The sequence below is a fragment of the Halobellus sp. genome (genome assembly GCF_042218505.1).
GTDB lineage: Archaea > Halobacteriota > Halobacteria > Halobacteriales > Haloferacaceae > Haloquadratum.
In genome coordinates this window covers 70,909-86,188 of sequence record NZ_JBDGQZ010000016.1, presented here as the reverse complement: position 1 = coordinate 86,188, position 15,280 = coordinate 70,909, and the positions used below count along the sequence as shown (strand labels likewise).

The following is a 15,280-nucleotide window of genomic DNA, read 5'->3' as shown; positions in this document are numbered from 1 at the left end:
GACGGCGCGTATCCACGGCCTGAAGGCCGTGGTATTGCGCCTGTTCAGCCTATAATCGATCCGACGAGCAGGAACCCGAGTGCGATCAAGGTAAAGACGCCGACGACCGCCCCGATCACGGCGAACTCCGCCGGTGGAACGGCGATGTCAGGAGGCCCTGACGGCGTCGGCAGCGACTCGATGTCGCTCGGGACGGTGCCCGAAAACTGGATCGGAGCCAGCCCGCCGTTCCCGCCGGCCCCGCCAATAAAAAGCACGATCGCGACGAGTCGGAGCCACCGACCGAGGTCGAATGGCCACAGCAACTCCCGCGCCGCTGCCGCCGCGTCGTCGATCGCATCGAGGGCATACAGCGTCATTGGGGTGCCACCTGGAGCGGCCCGGCAAGTAGACGGCTGAACGGGGTATCGGTGCGACTCGTGGAGGGGGAACCAATTCGCGCCATCGCAGCAGGGACCTCACCGGGGACCAACAAAGCCGTTCCGATCGATTCCGGGCGCGAGTGAACCCGGCAGCGCTCACAGCGAGACCAACGCGATCTCGAGACGCTGAAAAAGATCCCCCCGATCTTCCGCGGCGTGACCGACTCGTCGAAGGCGACAGTCCCGATGAGCGAACTCACAATGAAGAAGTTCGTATCCGGACGAGCGTGACCGGCATCTAAGAGCCACAACTGTTAGGACGCACGGGACGAACTCGAAACAACGATGCCCTCCACGACCCCCGACGCGGCGATTCAGGCGACTGAGCTCCGGAAAGCATACGGCTCGGACGTCGCGCTCGACGACGTCTCCCTGTCGATTCCGTCCGGGACCGTGTACGGCTTTCTCGGGCCCAACGGCGCCGGGAAGACGACCACGATGCGGATCCTGACCGGGCTGACCCAGCCGACCGACGGATCGGTTCAGATCGCCGGGACCGACGTTCGGGACCGCCGAGCGCTCGCCCCACGCGTGGGCTATCTCCCGGAGACGCCGCCGCTCTACGAGGAGTTCAGTGCGCGCGAGCAACTCGATTACGTCGCAGACCTCAGAGACATCCCCCCATCGACCGCTGAAAAGCGCATCGAGCGCTACCTCTCGGAGTTCGAACTCCGCGATGACGCCGACAAGCGCATTGACGCGTACTCGAAGGGAATGAAACAGAAGACGGCGTTCGTCCAGGCCGTCCTCCACGACCCCGACGTGCTCTTTCTTGACGAGCCGACGTCGGGACTGGATCCCCGTGCGGCGCGGCGTATCAGGGAGTCGATCACGACCTTCGCCGACGGGGGAACCACGGTCTTCCTCTCGACGCACATCCTGCCGGTCGTCGAGTCTGTGGCCGACGAAGTCGGCGTGCTGTTCGACGGGCGAGTCGTCGCAGAAGGGACGCCTGCGGAACTCCGCGCCCGGGCCGAGGGTGAGGGCGGGTCCCTCGAAGACGCGTTTCTCGCGGTCACGAGCGATGGCGCGGCAGGCCTCGGTGCCGCTGAGACCACCGAATCGACTGTGGGAACCTCGGCCCCGACGGCCTCGTCGGATGCGGTGGACGACGGACGATGAGCGCCAGACGCGACCTCCGACACGGACTTCGGATCGCTCGCGCCGAACTCTCCCGAAGCATCCGGGGATACGGGCGGGACTGGCGTCGCCTCGTCGGAATCGTGATCTCGGTGCTATTCTTCGGCGGGTATCTGCTGTTCTCCCTGCCGGCGGCCTACGCGGTCGGCCGGCAGGCAGGGTCGCTCGACGCCGTTCCGTTTCTCGGGGCTGGAACGTCGCTGCTGCCGGTCGGTCTCGTGGGGATTGCGACGCTCCGGACGCTAGAGCGCATCGGACGCCCGCCGGCGGAGGAACTCCTGTTGATAACGACCCACCCGCGGGCGGTTGTGCTAGGCCTCATTGGCGCTGAGGCGGGCCGGCTGGCGGTCTGGTTCGGCGTTCCGCTCGTGGCCCTCGTCACGACGTTCGGGGTCGGCCTCGGAGCACCGGAGGTGGTCGCAACGCTCGGCCTCGTGGCGCTGCCGCTTTTCGCCTGCAGCGCCGTCTGGGGATACACGTTCGGGATCGGGCTGCTCAGAGTGTTTCGCCGGCTGCCGGCCTTCCGTCGAGTGCTCAAGATCGGGGGCATCGGCGGGTTCATCGTGCTCATCTTCGGGTCGCAGATCGCTGGCGGGTTGCTTGCTGAGCGGTCGATCCAGGTCTCCGGACTCCTCGATACGGCCTCGTTTCAGCCGCTCGTGTCGTACGCCACGCTCGCGTTCGTCGGGACGCCACTGGTCGAATCGCTCTCTCCCGCCGGACTGGGCGTGCTCGCCGCCCTGATCGCGCTCACACCGGTCGGGTTCGTCGCCGCGACGCGGCAGGCGTCCGCGCTGTGGTTCACCGACGCTGCGACCACCGCCGAGCCGTCGGGGACGAAGACGGGCAGGGAGCGATTTGCCGCACCGCGTCCTTTCGGCCTCGTGAAGAGCGGCCGGATCGCGTGGGGGCATCTTCTCCGCGCAGTGCGGAAGCCCCAGGAGTTCACGCACCTGATTCTGATCGTCTTCTTCCTGGGTCCGGTCGGGACGACGGTCGTTCAGTCGGCCGACGACGCCCTCGGTCCGCTCCTGGCTGGAGTCGGCGTCGGACTCGGCACCTATCTCGCCGGGGCGACGTTCGGCCTGAATCCGCTCGGCGACGACCGACCACAACTCCCGTTCCTGCTCCTCTCTGGAACCGAGGTCAGAACGCTCGTCCGCGGGCGAGCGTTCGCCGGCGTCGCACTCGGACTGCCAGTGGCGGTGGCACTGCCAGCGGCGTCGGTCGTCCTCGGCACGCAACCGCTCCGCGCGGCAGCGTTCGCGGCCGTCGGCATCGGAACAGTGGTCGCCGCTGCCGGATTCGGACTGGGACTCGGGGCCGCGTACCCGATCTACGAGGAGCGGGAGTTCTGGGGAACCGAGACTGTCGTCCCCTCGACGCTCGTGATGCTCGTGTTCCTCGCGATTGTCGGCGGCGGGACCCTTATCGCGCTGCTGGGCACGTGGGTGGCCATCACCGGCGGGCTCAGTCTGTCACCGCTCGTTGTGGGGGTCGCCGTCGTGTATCTCGCGCTCACGGCCGGCGTCCCGTACCTGTCGTACCGATACGCTGTTCGACGGTATCGCCGGTACCACCTCGAATGAGGTCACGGTTCCAACAGGTCTAACCCTGCGGCGACGAGCGTTTCGCCTATGATCCTCACCCGACGGTCAGTCCTCCACCTCGTCGCGATGGCCTCACTGACGGCCACGGCCGGTTGTGCGTCAGTCCCGTCGGTCGGTTCCGGCGAGCCGAAATCGGAGTATACGCTCGACATCGATCGAGTCGACGCGCCGCCGGTCGAACACGCCCTGTACGAACCCGACGGCGACGACCGCTTCGGAACCCCCGCCCGAACAGCGCTGGATGCGATCATCCCCGACGGCCGCCACACCACGTACGGCTACGAACCGCTACCCGAGAACGCCTACGTCCAACGCGGCGAGACGTACTACCAAATAAAGTATGTTGTCACCGGGCGAAAACGGATGGAGCGGCCGCTGGTCCGGGTCGAGTCGATCCCGGAGGTGGACGTCCCAGATGACGCGCTCCGCGTTAACACCCTCGACAGACCGAGCGCGCGGGTCGTCAAGATCCTGCACTCGAACGCCGTGACGAACGGCGAGTCCGGAAGCGCGGACCTGCTCCGTGACGACGCGTACGTCCTTCGCCGACCGGCGGAACTCGAGAGTCGACTCGAGACGGGGGCTCTGGATGGCCGAATCGTGACGATGTCCGAGGGCGATGCGTGGGCTTACCGGGTGCAGGTGGCCCGCCAGTCGATTCTGGAGACGGCTCACACAGTGCTCGCCGTCGACGTTGCAGACGGCCGATCAGCGTTCAGAGAGGTCGTCTTCGGCTCGCGAATCGACGCCGAACTCGCCCCGTCAGATCTCACTGGGGGCGAGCAGACGGTTCTCGAACAGGGACTCTCGCGGGGGCAATACGTCGAGACTGCGCCCCTCTCGTCGGGCTTCGACGGGGTACTGGAAGCCCTCGAACTCGGAAACATCGAGACGGCGCAGACGGGGCAACTACTCTGGTACGACGGCAAACTGTATCGGTACGGAGTGTACATCAACGACACGTCCGCGTAGTAAAAAATAAGATAATTTACTATTAATCGAAATGATGCAAATATAGCAATATCCACGGCGAGCCCTCTTTCTGCCACAACCGCTCAAATTACTTTTCAGGGCATCAAGAAATATATAACATTTTTTATCACAACTACTAGTACATATAGTAAATTAGTCACTACGTCCTATATAAATACGGGCGAGCAAAACGGTGCATTCGTGTCTATCGGAGATGCACGACAGTTTCGCTCGTCGAAACTGGCTAATATTTCGAGATAGGCTATCCGCTGCTGGTCGCCGAGGCCGGGATACTCACCGAGAGGCGTTCGCTTGCCCGTCTATGCATTGCTCTACCTCGGAACGCCAGTCGACGGGCGAGAGCGCTCATAGCCGGTGGCTGATCGCTCGGCGTACATATTCGGGGTTCCGTAACATTCGTACTCTTGTTATCTGTGTGAGTCAATCATCCCGACGAACCTATCAGTTTCGTTCACTCGAACTGATCTCGGCAGTTATCGCAAGTGACGCTATCGAGTCTCCGTGCAAACGCGGCGATGCGCCGGATAGATCGCGGGTGAGCAGAACAAACAAATTGAACCTAGTGAAAGTTAATTACTTATTGATCTCGAATTCTCGGTCGTGTCAATTGGTTACGACAACTCGGCAGGCCGAACTGAACAACGCGCTACTGGGTCCCGCGGCCTGTTGGCCAGTACGCCGTCCGTCCCCACATAGTTCGATTGAGCAAAACTGTTAATTGGTTGCCCCGGAACGGTACACGTAATGTCAACTGATGAACTCGCAGTCGAGACCACTCTTACCTCACTGGACATTCTCTCGACGATCCGTGACCGGGACGGTGCGACGCTACACGACGTGGTTCGCGAACACGGCATCGCAAAGAGCACGGCGCACAGGCACCTCGTCACGCTCGAACAGGCGGGGTTCCTCCGGAAGTCTGGTGACACCTACCGGATCGGATTCAAGTTTCTGAACTACGGCGAGTACGCCCGCGAGCAGTGGTACTGGTTCTCGGCAGTCAAAGGGGCTGTCGGGCAACTCGCGAAACGCACTGAAGAGGAGTGCGACTTCGTCGTCGACGACCACGGACGCGTGATCACCATCGTGGAGTCGTATCACAAGTGGGCGAAGTACGAGGCCGACCAAGATTCCGAGCGGTATCGGGCGTATATGGGGACCTATTACCCGATGCACGCGACCGGATCGGGACTCGCAATCCTCTCGACGTATTCGGCGGAGCAAGTCGATGCCGTCGTCGAGAAGTGGGGTCTCCCCGAACTCACAGACTACACGATCACCTCCCGCGAAGAACTGTCCGCGGAACTCGACCGCATCAACGAGCGCGGCTACGCCGTCGGCGACCAGTACTACACTGAGGGACTGCGAAGCATCGGCAAACCAGTCTACGGTCCGGATGGGAGCGTCGTCGGTGCACTGAGCGTGTCTGGGCCAACGTATCGGATCGACGGGTCCGTCCTCGACCGGGAGATCCCGCGCGCACTCTCTGAGGTGGTGGAATCGCTCGAATCCGAACTCGAATCCGAACCCATAAGATAGCTCTACCGACGGGAAGGACGGCGTCAGCAACGGGATCATCGGGCTCGGGCGAAACGGAATCGCGGGGAAGTGAGAGCCGGTCAGTAGGCGTCTCTCGCGACGTCGAGGAGGTCTGCGGCGTCGGCGTCACGTGGGTTATCGTGAATCTCGATCGTGTCGAGTGACTTTTCAGCGATTGCCGGGAGGTCCCCTTCGTCGACCCCGAGTTCTGCGAGCCTCGACGGGAGATCGACCTCGTCGATGAGGGCCTCGACGGCCTCGACGGCCGCGGATGCCGCCTCGGTGTCCGAGAAACTGGACACGTCGACGCCCATCGCTTCGGCCACGTCTGCGTACCGGGCGGGGTACTCCTCGAGGTTGTACCGCATTACCGAGGGTGTGAACGCGGCAATCGCCTCGCCGTGCGGGATCTCCGGATACATCCCGCCGGTCACCTCGGCCAGCGAGTGAATCGCCCCGAATCCGGCGTAGTTCTCGCAGAACCCCGCCATATGTGACCCGAACAGGAGTTGTTCGCGGGCCTCCATCTCACCCGTCTCGTATGCTTCCGGAAGGTACTCTGGAACGAGACCCATCACGTGTCGCGTGTACGGCTTGACCAGTTCGGGTGCGCCTGCCGCGACGTGATTCTCCAGCGCGTGCGAGAAGGCGTCGAATCCCGTCGCGGCGGTCTGTCGTGGCGGGAGCGACGCCGTCAGTTCCGGATCGACGAGCGAGATGTCGGCGCCGAGATGTGGGCCGTCGGGATACAGCGGCGGTTGGCCGATGGCCATCTTGAACTCCCGATCCGGGGCAGTGATCACTGCCCAGTAGTCCACCTCGCTTCCAGTCCCCGCCGTCGTCGGAATCGTGATGAGCGGGTGAGTGTGGTTCTCGATACTGCCCGCGGTGACGTCGTCGGGCGTGTTGACCTCGTACTCGGACAACGGCGCGGAGTTAGTCTTCAGCAGCGTCGCACACTTCGCCGTATCGATGACGCTGCCGCCGCCGACTGCGACGACGACATCGAAGCCGCCCGCGTTCAGTGTCTCCAGAGCGTCCCTGACCATCGCGGTCGTGGGGTTGGGGCGGACGTCGTCGTAGATTTCGTATTCGATTCCGTCGGCCTCGAGCGAGGACTCGACCCCGTCGATGATTCCAGCGTCTCTGACCCCCTGATCGGTGACGATCAGCGCGTTCTCCCACCCCTTCGCGTCGATCACTTCGCCGGTCCGCTCGTGCTTGCCGTTCCCGAACTCGACCCAGATCGGGAACGAGAGCGTGTGTTCCCCGAAAGTCATCGCCCCGGACACCCCGCGTGTACACCTGTCGTCGCTGTACGACTCATCAGATGGTCGTGGCTGTTCCGTCGCATTCACGGATAAATCGACCAAGGTAGAGTAAAAATGAGAATGTGCCGGAAATTGTTGCTCCTTATTTGCTGTCTGGTGGCGACCACCGTGGGAAGGTTTTTATTTCTTTGCTAGCGAATTCCGGTATGAGCGGTTCGCACCCCCACAGCAGTACCGTCGTCGAGAGACACCTGTCGAAGCAACAAGAGGCGATGGCTGACACAGAGTTCGGCGCGTGGATCGATGGTGAACTGCGAACGGGCGGTCCGAAACGGGGGGTTCAGGACCCGGTGATCGGCTGCTCGATTGTCGACGTCCCGCAGAGTGATTCGGCAAGTGTCGACGCCGCCGTCGATGCGGCATGGGAGGCGTTCGAACGCGAGTGGGAAGCGACAGATGCGCGCGACCGTTCAGCCCGCCTGTTCGAGTGGGCCGAGGTCCTGAAAGACCACACCGAGGAACTCACCCTACTCGAGTGTCTGGATTGCGGGAAGCCCATTTCACAGGCCCGTGGTGAAGTCGAGGGCGCAATCGACACCCTGGAGTTCTACGCCTCGGTCTGCCGGGCTCAGCGCGGCAGTGAGATCCCCGGCGGCAAGAATCTCCACCTGTATACGACGCAAGAGCCCTACGGTGTCGTCGGAGGGATCGTCCCCTGGAACTATCCACTCTGGGCGGCCGCCTGGAAACTCGGTCCAGCCCTCGCCGCGGGGAACGTGGTCGTACTCAAGCCCGCCAGCGACACCCCCCTCTCGACGGTTCGCGCGGCGCAACTCTCAGAGGGGGTCCTTCCGGACGGGGTACTCAACGTGCTTCCGGGGTCCGGGAGCAGTGTGGGCCAGGCGATCGCCGAGCACGACGACGTCCGGAAAGTCTCATTTACCGGAAGCACGGACGTGGGAAGCGGCGTGATGCGCGCGGCGGCCGGTCGAGTCGCCCCGGTCACGCTCGAACTCGGCGGCAAGTCCCCGTTCATCGTCTTCCCCGACGCGGACGTACAGAAGGTCGTCGACGCCGTCGCAGACGGGATCTTCTACAGCACCGGCGAGATCTGCGATGCCTTCTCCCGAGCAATTGTTCACGAGTCGATCGCCGACGAGTTCACTGAGCGGTTCGTCGAGAAAGCAGAATCGTACGTGCTCGGAGATCCCCTCGACGAGGAGACGACGATGGGCCCGCTGACCTCACAGAGCCAGTTCGAGACGGTGACAGAGTACATCGAGACCGGCAAGCAGGAAGCGGAGTTGCTCTGCGGCGGTGGGACGCCGGACGATCCGGAACTGGCTGACGGCTGGTACGTCGAACCAACCGTCTTCGGCAGCGTGACCAACCAGATGACGGTCGGGAGCGAGGAGATTTTCGGCCCAGTCCAGACCATCCAGACGTTCGCCGACTACGAGGAAGCCATCGAACTGGCTAACGATACGCGGTACGGACTCGCGGCCGGGATCGGAACCGAACGCACGTCGCTCGTGCATCAGACGGCCGACGACCTGCACGCCGGTCTGGTGTACGTCAACGAGTATGGCCCGATTCTCCCGGATGCCCCGTACGGCGGATTCAAGCAGTCCGGCTTCGGGAAGGATCTGGGCATCGAAGCGCTCGAACACTACCAGCGCACGAAGAGCGTCTACGTGAATCTCGACGATCCTGAACTGTGAGACCCCAAGCGGGCCGACTTCCCGCAGACCTGGCCCACTGATCGGATCGACGCACGGCGACCGCCCGGGAAACTCACCCGGCTGAGGTCGCTGATCGTGCACCACCTAGCAAAGATTTTTATATTATAATCAAAAGATTACAACCAATTATGGGAGTCTTCACCTCGCTCAAAGAGAAGCTCAATCAGGAGTCGACGTCCGGCGAGACGGCAGGGATGGAGAAGGATCCCGACGTGAGGCGACTGTTCTACGCCACGGATGTCCACGGATCGAGCGCCTGTTGGCGAAAGTTCGTCAACAGCGCAGACTTCTACGACGCCGACGTCTTGGTCCTCGGCGGCGACACCACCGGGAAAGCGATCTTCCCGATCGTCGACGAGGGGGACAAGTACACTTACACGCGGCAGGGCGACGAGCACACGATCGATGGCGATGACGAACTCGACGAGTTTATCGAGTCGCTCAAAAATACGGGTTACTACCCGTACGTGATGGACGAAGCGGAGTACGAGCACCTCCAGAGCGCCGACGACGCCGAGGAACGCCAGAACGAGATTTTCCTCTCGAAAATGAAAGAGCGGATTCACGAGTGGATCGACTTCGCCGACGAGCGCCTCGACGATACCCCAGTGTACGCCTGTCCGGGCAACGACGACCCCTTCGAGATAGACGAGGTATGGCAGGAATCTGACCAAGTCGACCTCGTCGAAGGCGAAATCGTCGATATCGGGAAGGGCTACGAGATGGCCAGTACGGGCTGGACGCACCCGACGCCTTGGGACACCGACCGCGAGGAGCCCGAAGAGCAACTCCGCGACCGTCTCGAACGGGTGGTCTCGGGGATCGACGACTACGACCGCGCAATCTTCAATTTCCACGAACCGCCGTACGACTCGCAACTCGACGAGGCACCGGAACTCGACGAGGAACTCAGACCGAAGTTCGGCGCGCAGTCGACCGAGCCAGTCGGCAGCGAGGCCGTCAGGAACGTGATCGAGGAGTACCAGCCACCGCTATCGCTGCACGGTCACATCCACGAGTCACGCGGGCACACCAAGATCGGCGACACCGATGCGATCAATCCCGGGAGCGTCTACTCCGAGGGCTCGCTCCAAGGCGCCATCGTCGACCTCCAGCCGAGAGTCGACGTGGTTGGTCTGGTCAGGGGATAGAACTAAATAGCATCCCAAGATGCTATGACATAACAAGGTGATTCCCTCGTGAGTCAGACCGAACCACTGTCGAACCCGATTAAGGAGGGCGAGCGAGTCATCGAAACCGCAGACGACCGCGGGCTTACCGTACGGCTCATCGGGGGCACAGCGATCAACCGTCACTCGGAGAGCGCCCGCGAAGAGCCGTTCAAACGCGGGTATCGGGACGTCGACTTCGTCATCACACGCGAGGAGGAGGCGGAGGTCGGAGCGATGATGAAAGACCTGGGTTACGAGGCTAAAGAGCGGTTCAACACGATGCGCCGCTTCCGGCTGGAGTTCTTCGATCCGGTCAACGAGCGCAAGGCCGATTACATCATCGATCGATTCGACTTCTGTCACGCCTGGGGACTGCGGGATCGGATCGACATCGACTATCCGACGGTCCCTATCGAGGACCTACTGCTCTCGAAACTCCAGATCGTCGAGGTCAGCGACCGCGACGTACGCGACATCCTCGCAATGCTCACGGACCACCCTGTCGAGTCGAGCGACGACACGGAGCGAATCGATCCGGAGTACATCGCCGACCTCTGCGGGAGCGACTGGGGACTGTGGCGCACCGTGACTTACAGTCTCGACCGTGTAGAGGAGTACATCGAAAACGAGCAACTCCCGATCGACGAGAGACAGATCCACGACCGGATCGGCGCGCTCCGGACCGCGATTAACGGCCGCTCGAAGTCGCTCCGGTGGAAGCTCCGGTCGATCGTCGGCGAACACAAACAGTGGTACAAGCGGCCTGAACTCGGCTGATTCTGCGTCTCAACTGCTACGTGCTCTCGATCGAGGACCCCTCGTCCCGGTCGGTTTTACAGCGAAAAAAGAAATATGTCGTCAGTCAGTCCTGCGGGATCTCCGAGTGGAGGTTGTCGAGGTCGACACCCTCCTGGGCGCGGTAGTATTTCATTCCGACGTAGAGGACCGCCGCAAGCAAGTAGAGCGCCCCGAGGAACGCGATCGACGTAGTGTTATTGAGTCCATAGACGCTCTCAGTCCCCCAGAGGTAGAACACCGACAGCAGGATCACGACGTACACCCCCGCGACAATCGAGACGAGCGGCACGCCGGCGATTTCGTACTTCGAGACTGGATTCTTCGAGAACAACTCGGGGCGGCGCCACGGGAACAGCATACACGCAACCGTCGTCCCGAGGTACGTGACGGCGATTGCGAAGGTCGCCGCCAGCGTCAGCGTCTGGAAGCCGGGCGCGAAGAAGTAGAGCACCGTCAGGATGGTCGCGGGGATTACCATCAGCAGGATGGCGTAGATCGGCGTGTTGTAGCGGCCTTTCACCTCCGCGAAGACCTCCGGGATCGTCCGGTCGAACGCCGTCGCGAAGATCACACGCGTTGACGAGAGGAACACCGTGCCGGACCACGCGAAGAACCATCCGCCCATCAGGATCGCCATCAGTTTCGCTAAGACGCCGTTACCCATCGCGATGGCGGCAATCGTCGTCGGCGAGGAGAGCCACTGCTGGGCGCCCGAGCCGACAAAGTAGTTGTAGTTCAGCGCCTGGTAGAACGTGTATCCGACCGCAGAGTCGAACAGCGGCCAGAGGAGCATCGCGAGTGCGCCCGCCGCGATGAGCGCTCCCTCGAAGACGCCGAACATCTTCTTGAACTCGCCGGCCTCGCGAACCTCACCGAACAGGGTCGAACCCCAGACGGTCCACATTATCCAGAACAGGAGCATCGGGAAGAGTTTGTAAGTCGCGCCCCAGTTGAAGCTCACCAGTGGTGCGAAACTCACCGAGGTCCCTTCGATGATCCCGTTGTACGTGAGGTCCATTCCCCACGTGTTCATCTGACTGTTGAACGTCGACTGGAACACCGAGGGACTCGTGGTGAGAAGCCCGCCGACGAAGATGAGCAGGCCGGCCACGCCCACATAAAAGAGCGTTTGCTGGATCCGGGCGTACCACTTCATCCCGAGGCTGACGTAGATGAACGCGAACGCGACCACGATCATCGACGAAGTGAACAGCCCGAGGCTGGAGTTCCAGAAGTTCGCCAGTTCGACGAATCCGAACAGCGCCGAGACCGGGCCGAGCACGAGCCACGAGAGGATCGATCCGTAAATCGGCACCCACAACCAGAGGATGAATACCCAACCAGGCCACGAGAGCAGGAAGCCCCAGAATCCGGAGAGCAATCGGCTCTGCCAGACGTAGTCGCCGCCGACACGCGGCATCGACGCGACGAGGGTCGCATACACTACGTTCTGTAGCGTAAGTGCGACAATGGAAATGATCGTCGCCAAAATCGGGCTTCCTTGCGGAATGAACGCGTTGAACGTCCATATGTAGAAGCCCAAGGTGACGATGTTCACTGACAGGAATGCGTAGATTCCTGCATCGAACGAAGACCAGTCTCTGACCAGTCCCGTCGCTTCACGGACGAATAGGGTATCCTCTTCTGACATAGCAAGCTCCCGTGATAATGATGGTCACATTTTTACTTAATTTTTCTGGTCAGATCATCCAGTCCTGGTGAAATAAACGCGAAGACGACCGTCTGCGGGGATTCGATGATCGACGAAGCCCGGTGCTATAGCTACCCCAAAGGTTATATTTAGCAACACGCCACACCAGGCGTATGGATACGGCTTCGCAGACGCCGCTCTCATTGCGGGAGGTAACGAAGCAATACGGGTCCCTCACCGCTGTGAACGCGATCGATCTCGAGGTCGATCCCGGCGAGTTCGTCGTCATCGTCGGCCCGAGCGGGTGTGGCAAGAGTACGACGCTCCGGATGATCGCCGGACTCGAAGACATCACCGACGGCGAACTCTACTTCGGGGACGAACTGATGAACGATATCGAACCGAAAGATCGGAACGTCGCGATGGTGTTCCAGAACTACGCGCTGTATCCGCATATGAGCGCCCGGCGGAATATGGTGTTCGGGATCAACGCCGGCGGCGAGTCCTACCCCGACGACGAGATCGACGAGCGGGTCAGCGAGGCCGCGGCCACACTCGGGATCTCCGATCTGCTCGACCGGATGCCCGGGCAACTCTCCGGCGGCGAAAGACAGCGCGTCGCGCTCGGTCGGGCCTTGATCCGCGATCCTGATGTGCTGCTACTCGACGAGCCGCTGGCGAACCTCGACGCCAAACTCCGGACCGAGATGCGGGCCGAACTCGATCAACTTCACCAGGAGTTCGGAGCCACGACGGTCTACGTCACACACAACCAGACCGAGGCGATGACCCTCGGCGACCGAGTGGTCGTCCTGCACGACGGGGAGATTCAGCAGGTAGATCCGCCACAGCGCCTCTATGATTTCCCGAAGAACCAATTCGTCGCGGAGTTCATCGGATCGCCGACGATCAATTTCCTCTCGGCGTCAGTGTCGCGGACAGAGGGGAGCTACCGCATCGAAAGCAGTTCGAGAGCGGGTGAGTTCCGAATGAATCTCCCGCCGACGGACCGCCTCGAGGATTCGCTACCGGAGGAGCTGATTTTCGGCATCCGCCCAGAGGATCTCCACCTCGCGGAGACCACAGACGACACCCAAGCGGAACCGCTCTCGCTGACGGTGAACACGACCGAGCCCCTCGGAAACTCGATGTTGGTGTACGGGACGGTCGGTGACAGAGAGGTCAAAGTCCAACTCGACGCGCACGCCTCCGTGTCGGTCGGAGAGACGGTCTCACTCGTCTCCGACCCGGATCGTGTCCACCTCTTCGACGCCGAGACCGGTGACATCCGCTACCACTCGGCCCGCGTACCAGAGCCTGCTCCGGTGGATCACTCGGACTGACACGACGGTCTAGAGATCACGAAGGCGGTCGATTGCCCGAAACCGACAATAGACATAACATATATAATATATTTGCCAACGTTTATCAGTATATCTCTGTAGCACGCAACTATGTCGCAGCAATCCGACCTCCGTGATAGGGTATCGCGTCGAAGCTTCCTCCGCGCCGGCGGCGTTGCCGTTGCCGCGGCGTTTGCCGGGTGTACACAGAGCGACTCCGGCGGGACGGGCGATAGCACGACGACAACTGGGGACGGCGGGACCGAGACGATGGGCGGGACGACGACAGGCACGGCCCAAAAGAGCGGGACGACGATCACCTTCTGGCCGGCGTGGGGGGGCTACTACGAGAGTACGTTCTCGAAGATGATCTCGAACTTCGAGAGCGAGTATCCGGACATCACCGTCGACTGGTCGGCGCAGGGATCATACGCCGAGTCCCGTAGTGCGGTATTCACCGCCGCCAAGGCCGGGAACGCCCCTGACATCGCCCACCTGGGAAAGAACGCTACCATCCTCGCGCGCGACACCGGGTTCTTTACGCCGATCGGAGGCCTGATGCCCGACCTGAATCTCTCGGAGTACGTCGGCGCCGGGCGGGCGTGGTCGACGGTGGAGGGGAGCACCTGGTCGCTACCGTTCAATAACTCACAGATTCTGCTGTACTATAATAAGAATCACTTCAGGGAGGCCGGCCTCGACCCCGAACAACCGCCGAGAACCTTCGAGGAGGTGCGACAGTACTCCCAGCAGATCGTCGATCAGGGAGTCGCTGACAGTGGCATCTCCTGGCCGAACGTGAACTGGTGGCCGATGAGTTGGATGGCCGAGCAGGGACAGGTGTACTTCAACAAGAAAAACGGGCGGGAGGGCGAACCCACGAAGACGTACTTCGACAGCGATGCCGCCCGAACGCTGTATCAGTGGTGGATGAACGATCTCGGCGACCTGTATCACTACCCCGGAAAGAGCAACTGGGGCGCCTCCGAGAAGGCGTTCAGCCAGGGGAACGTCTCGATGCATATGAATTCGACAGGCGGACTGGCTTACCTCCTCGGCGGGTTCCGCGATCAGGGGATCGAGATCGGTGTCGGTCGGCTCCCGACTCCGAGTCGAGAACACAACGGTCACGCAGCCGGCGGCGCACAGGTCTGGGTATCGAAGAAAGACAACCGCACCGAGGCCGAGCGGGACGCGATCCGAAAGTTCCTCAGGAATATGACCGGACCGAAACAGCAGGCGCTGTACTCCAAGGCCACGGGCTACTTCCCGGCTCACACCGGTTCGATCAGCCGTCTCGAAGAGCAGGGCTTCTTGCAGGAGAACCCACTGTATCAGACCGCGTTCGACCAACTGGAGGCCTGGTCGTCTGGCCCCGCAACGAGCGGGGTGTTCTCCGGGACGCTCCCACGGACCGCTACGGCAGTCGTCAACGAAACCGACAATATGTGGCAGGGGAAGAGTGTGGATCAGGCGCTCTCGGATCTGGATTCGAAAACCGAGGAGCAACTGGAGTTCTACGAGCGACGGGACATCTGATGTCGGCCAGAGAACGCATTCGAGGCGGGGTCGCGCGGCCGTGCGAATCCGAGTCAACGG

General features: G+C 61.9%; 12 protein-coding genes. 9 read left to right on the top strand and 3 right to left on the bottom strand.

Annotation, left to right across the window (positions count from 1 at the left end):
- Window positions 1-44: 44 nt before the first annotated feature.
- Entirely contained in the window at window positions 45-359 is a 315-nt protein-coding gene (locus ABEI27_RS04820; RefSeq protein WP_375798273.1) for a hypothetical protein, read from the bottom strand.
- A gap of 348 nt (window positions 360-707) precedes the next feature.
- Here ABEI27_RS04820 and ABEI27_RS04815 point away from each other — a divergent pair, with 348 nt between their 5' ends.
- From ABEI27_RS04815 to ABEI27_RS04800, 4 genes are all read left to right on the top strand, one after another.
- On the top strand, window positions 708-1,544 hold the full coding sequence (locus ABEI27_RS04815; protein WP_375798272.1) for an ABC transporter ATP-binding protein: 837 nt from the start codon (window positions 708-710) through the stop codon (window positions 1,542-1,544).
- Complete coding sequence (locus ABEI27_RS04810; protein WP_375798271.1) at window positions 1,541-3,151, top strand: hypothetical protein; 1,611 nt, start codon at window positions 1,541-1,543, stop codon at window positions 3,149-3,151. The genes ABEI27_RS04815 and ABEI27_RS04810 overlap by 4 nt, the downstream gene beginning before the upstream one ends.
- 48 nt (window positions 3,152-3,199) lie before the next feature.
- A complete protein-coding gene (locus ABEI27_RS04805) occupies window positions 3,200-4,144 on the top strand; it encodes a hypothetical protein (RefSeq protein WP_375798270.1) in 945 nt (314 codons plus the stop codon).
- Window positions 4,145-4,909: 765 nt separating this feature from the next.
- Window positions 4,910-5,704 (top strand): IclR family transcriptional regulator, encoded by a 795-nt coding sequence (locus ABEI27_RS04800; RefSeq protein WP_375798269.1) that lies wholly within the window; start codon window positions 4,910-4,912, stop codon window positions 5,702-5,704.
- Window positions 5,705-5,784: 80 nt separating this feature from the next.
- On the opposite strand, the gene ABEI27_RS04795 is transcribed toward ABEI27_RS04800, so the two are convergent.
- On the bottom strand, window positions 5,785-6,984 hold the full coding sequence (locus tag ABEI27_RS04795) for an iron-containing alcohol dehydrogenase (protein WP_375798268.1): 1,200 nt from the start codon (window positions 6,982-6,984) through the stop codon (window positions 5,785-5,787).
- 197 nt (window positions 6,985-7,181) lie between these two features.
- On the opposite strand from ABEI27_RS04795, the gene ABEI27_RS04790 reads away from it, so the two are divergent.
- The 3 genes from ABEI27_RS04790 to ABEI27_RS04780 all read left to right on the top strand — a co-directional run bounded on the left by ABEI27_RS04790 (window position 7,182) and on the right by ABEI27_RS04780 (window position 10,666).
- A complete protein-coding gene (locus ABEI27_RS04790) occupies window positions 7,182-8,696 on the top strand; it encodes an aldehyde dehydrogenase family protein (RefSeq protein ID WP_375798267.1) in 1,515 nt (504 codons plus the stop codon).
- Between the two features lie 149 nt (window positions 8,697-8,845).
- Window positions 8,846-9,868, top strand: a complete 1,023-nt coding sequence (locus ABEI27_RS04785; protein ID WP_375798266.1) for a hypothetical protein — start codon at window positions 8,846-8,848, stop codon at window positions 9,866-9,868.
- Between the two features lie 48 nt (window positions 9,869-9,916).
- Entirely contained in the window at window positions 9,917-10,666 is a 750-nt protein-coding gene (locus tag ABEI27_RS04780) for a hypothetical protein (protein ID WP_375798265.1), read from the top strand.
- An 85-nt stretch (window positions 10,667-10,751) separates the two neighbouring features.
- On the opposite strand, the gene ABEI27_RS04775 is transcribed toward ABEI27_RS04780, so the two are convergent.
- Entirely contained in the window at window positions 10,752-12,338 is a 1,587-nt protein-coding gene (locus ABEI27_RS04775; RefSeq protein ID WP_375798264.1) for an APC family permease, read from the bottom strand.
- Between the two features lie 173 nt (window positions 12,339-12,511).
- Between ABEI27_RS04775 and ABEI27_RS04770 the strand changes: the two genes are divergently transcribed.
- Together ABEI27_RS04770 and ABEI27_RS04765 are read left to right on the top strand one after the other, a co-directional pair.
- Entirely contained in the window at window positions 12,512-13,681 is a 1,170-nt protein-coding gene (locus ABEI27_RS04770; RefSeq protein WP_375798263.1) for an ABC transporter ATP-binding protein, read from the top strand.
- Window positions 13,682-13,792: 111 nt separating this feature from the next.
- On the top strand, window positions 13,793-15,220 hold the full coding sequence (locus ABEI27_RS04765) for an ABC transporter substrate-binding protein (RefSeq protein ID WP_375798262.1): 1,428 nt from the start codon (window positions 13,793-13,795) through the stop codon (window positions 15,218-15,220).
- Window positions 15,221-15,280 lie beyond the last annotated feature (60 nt).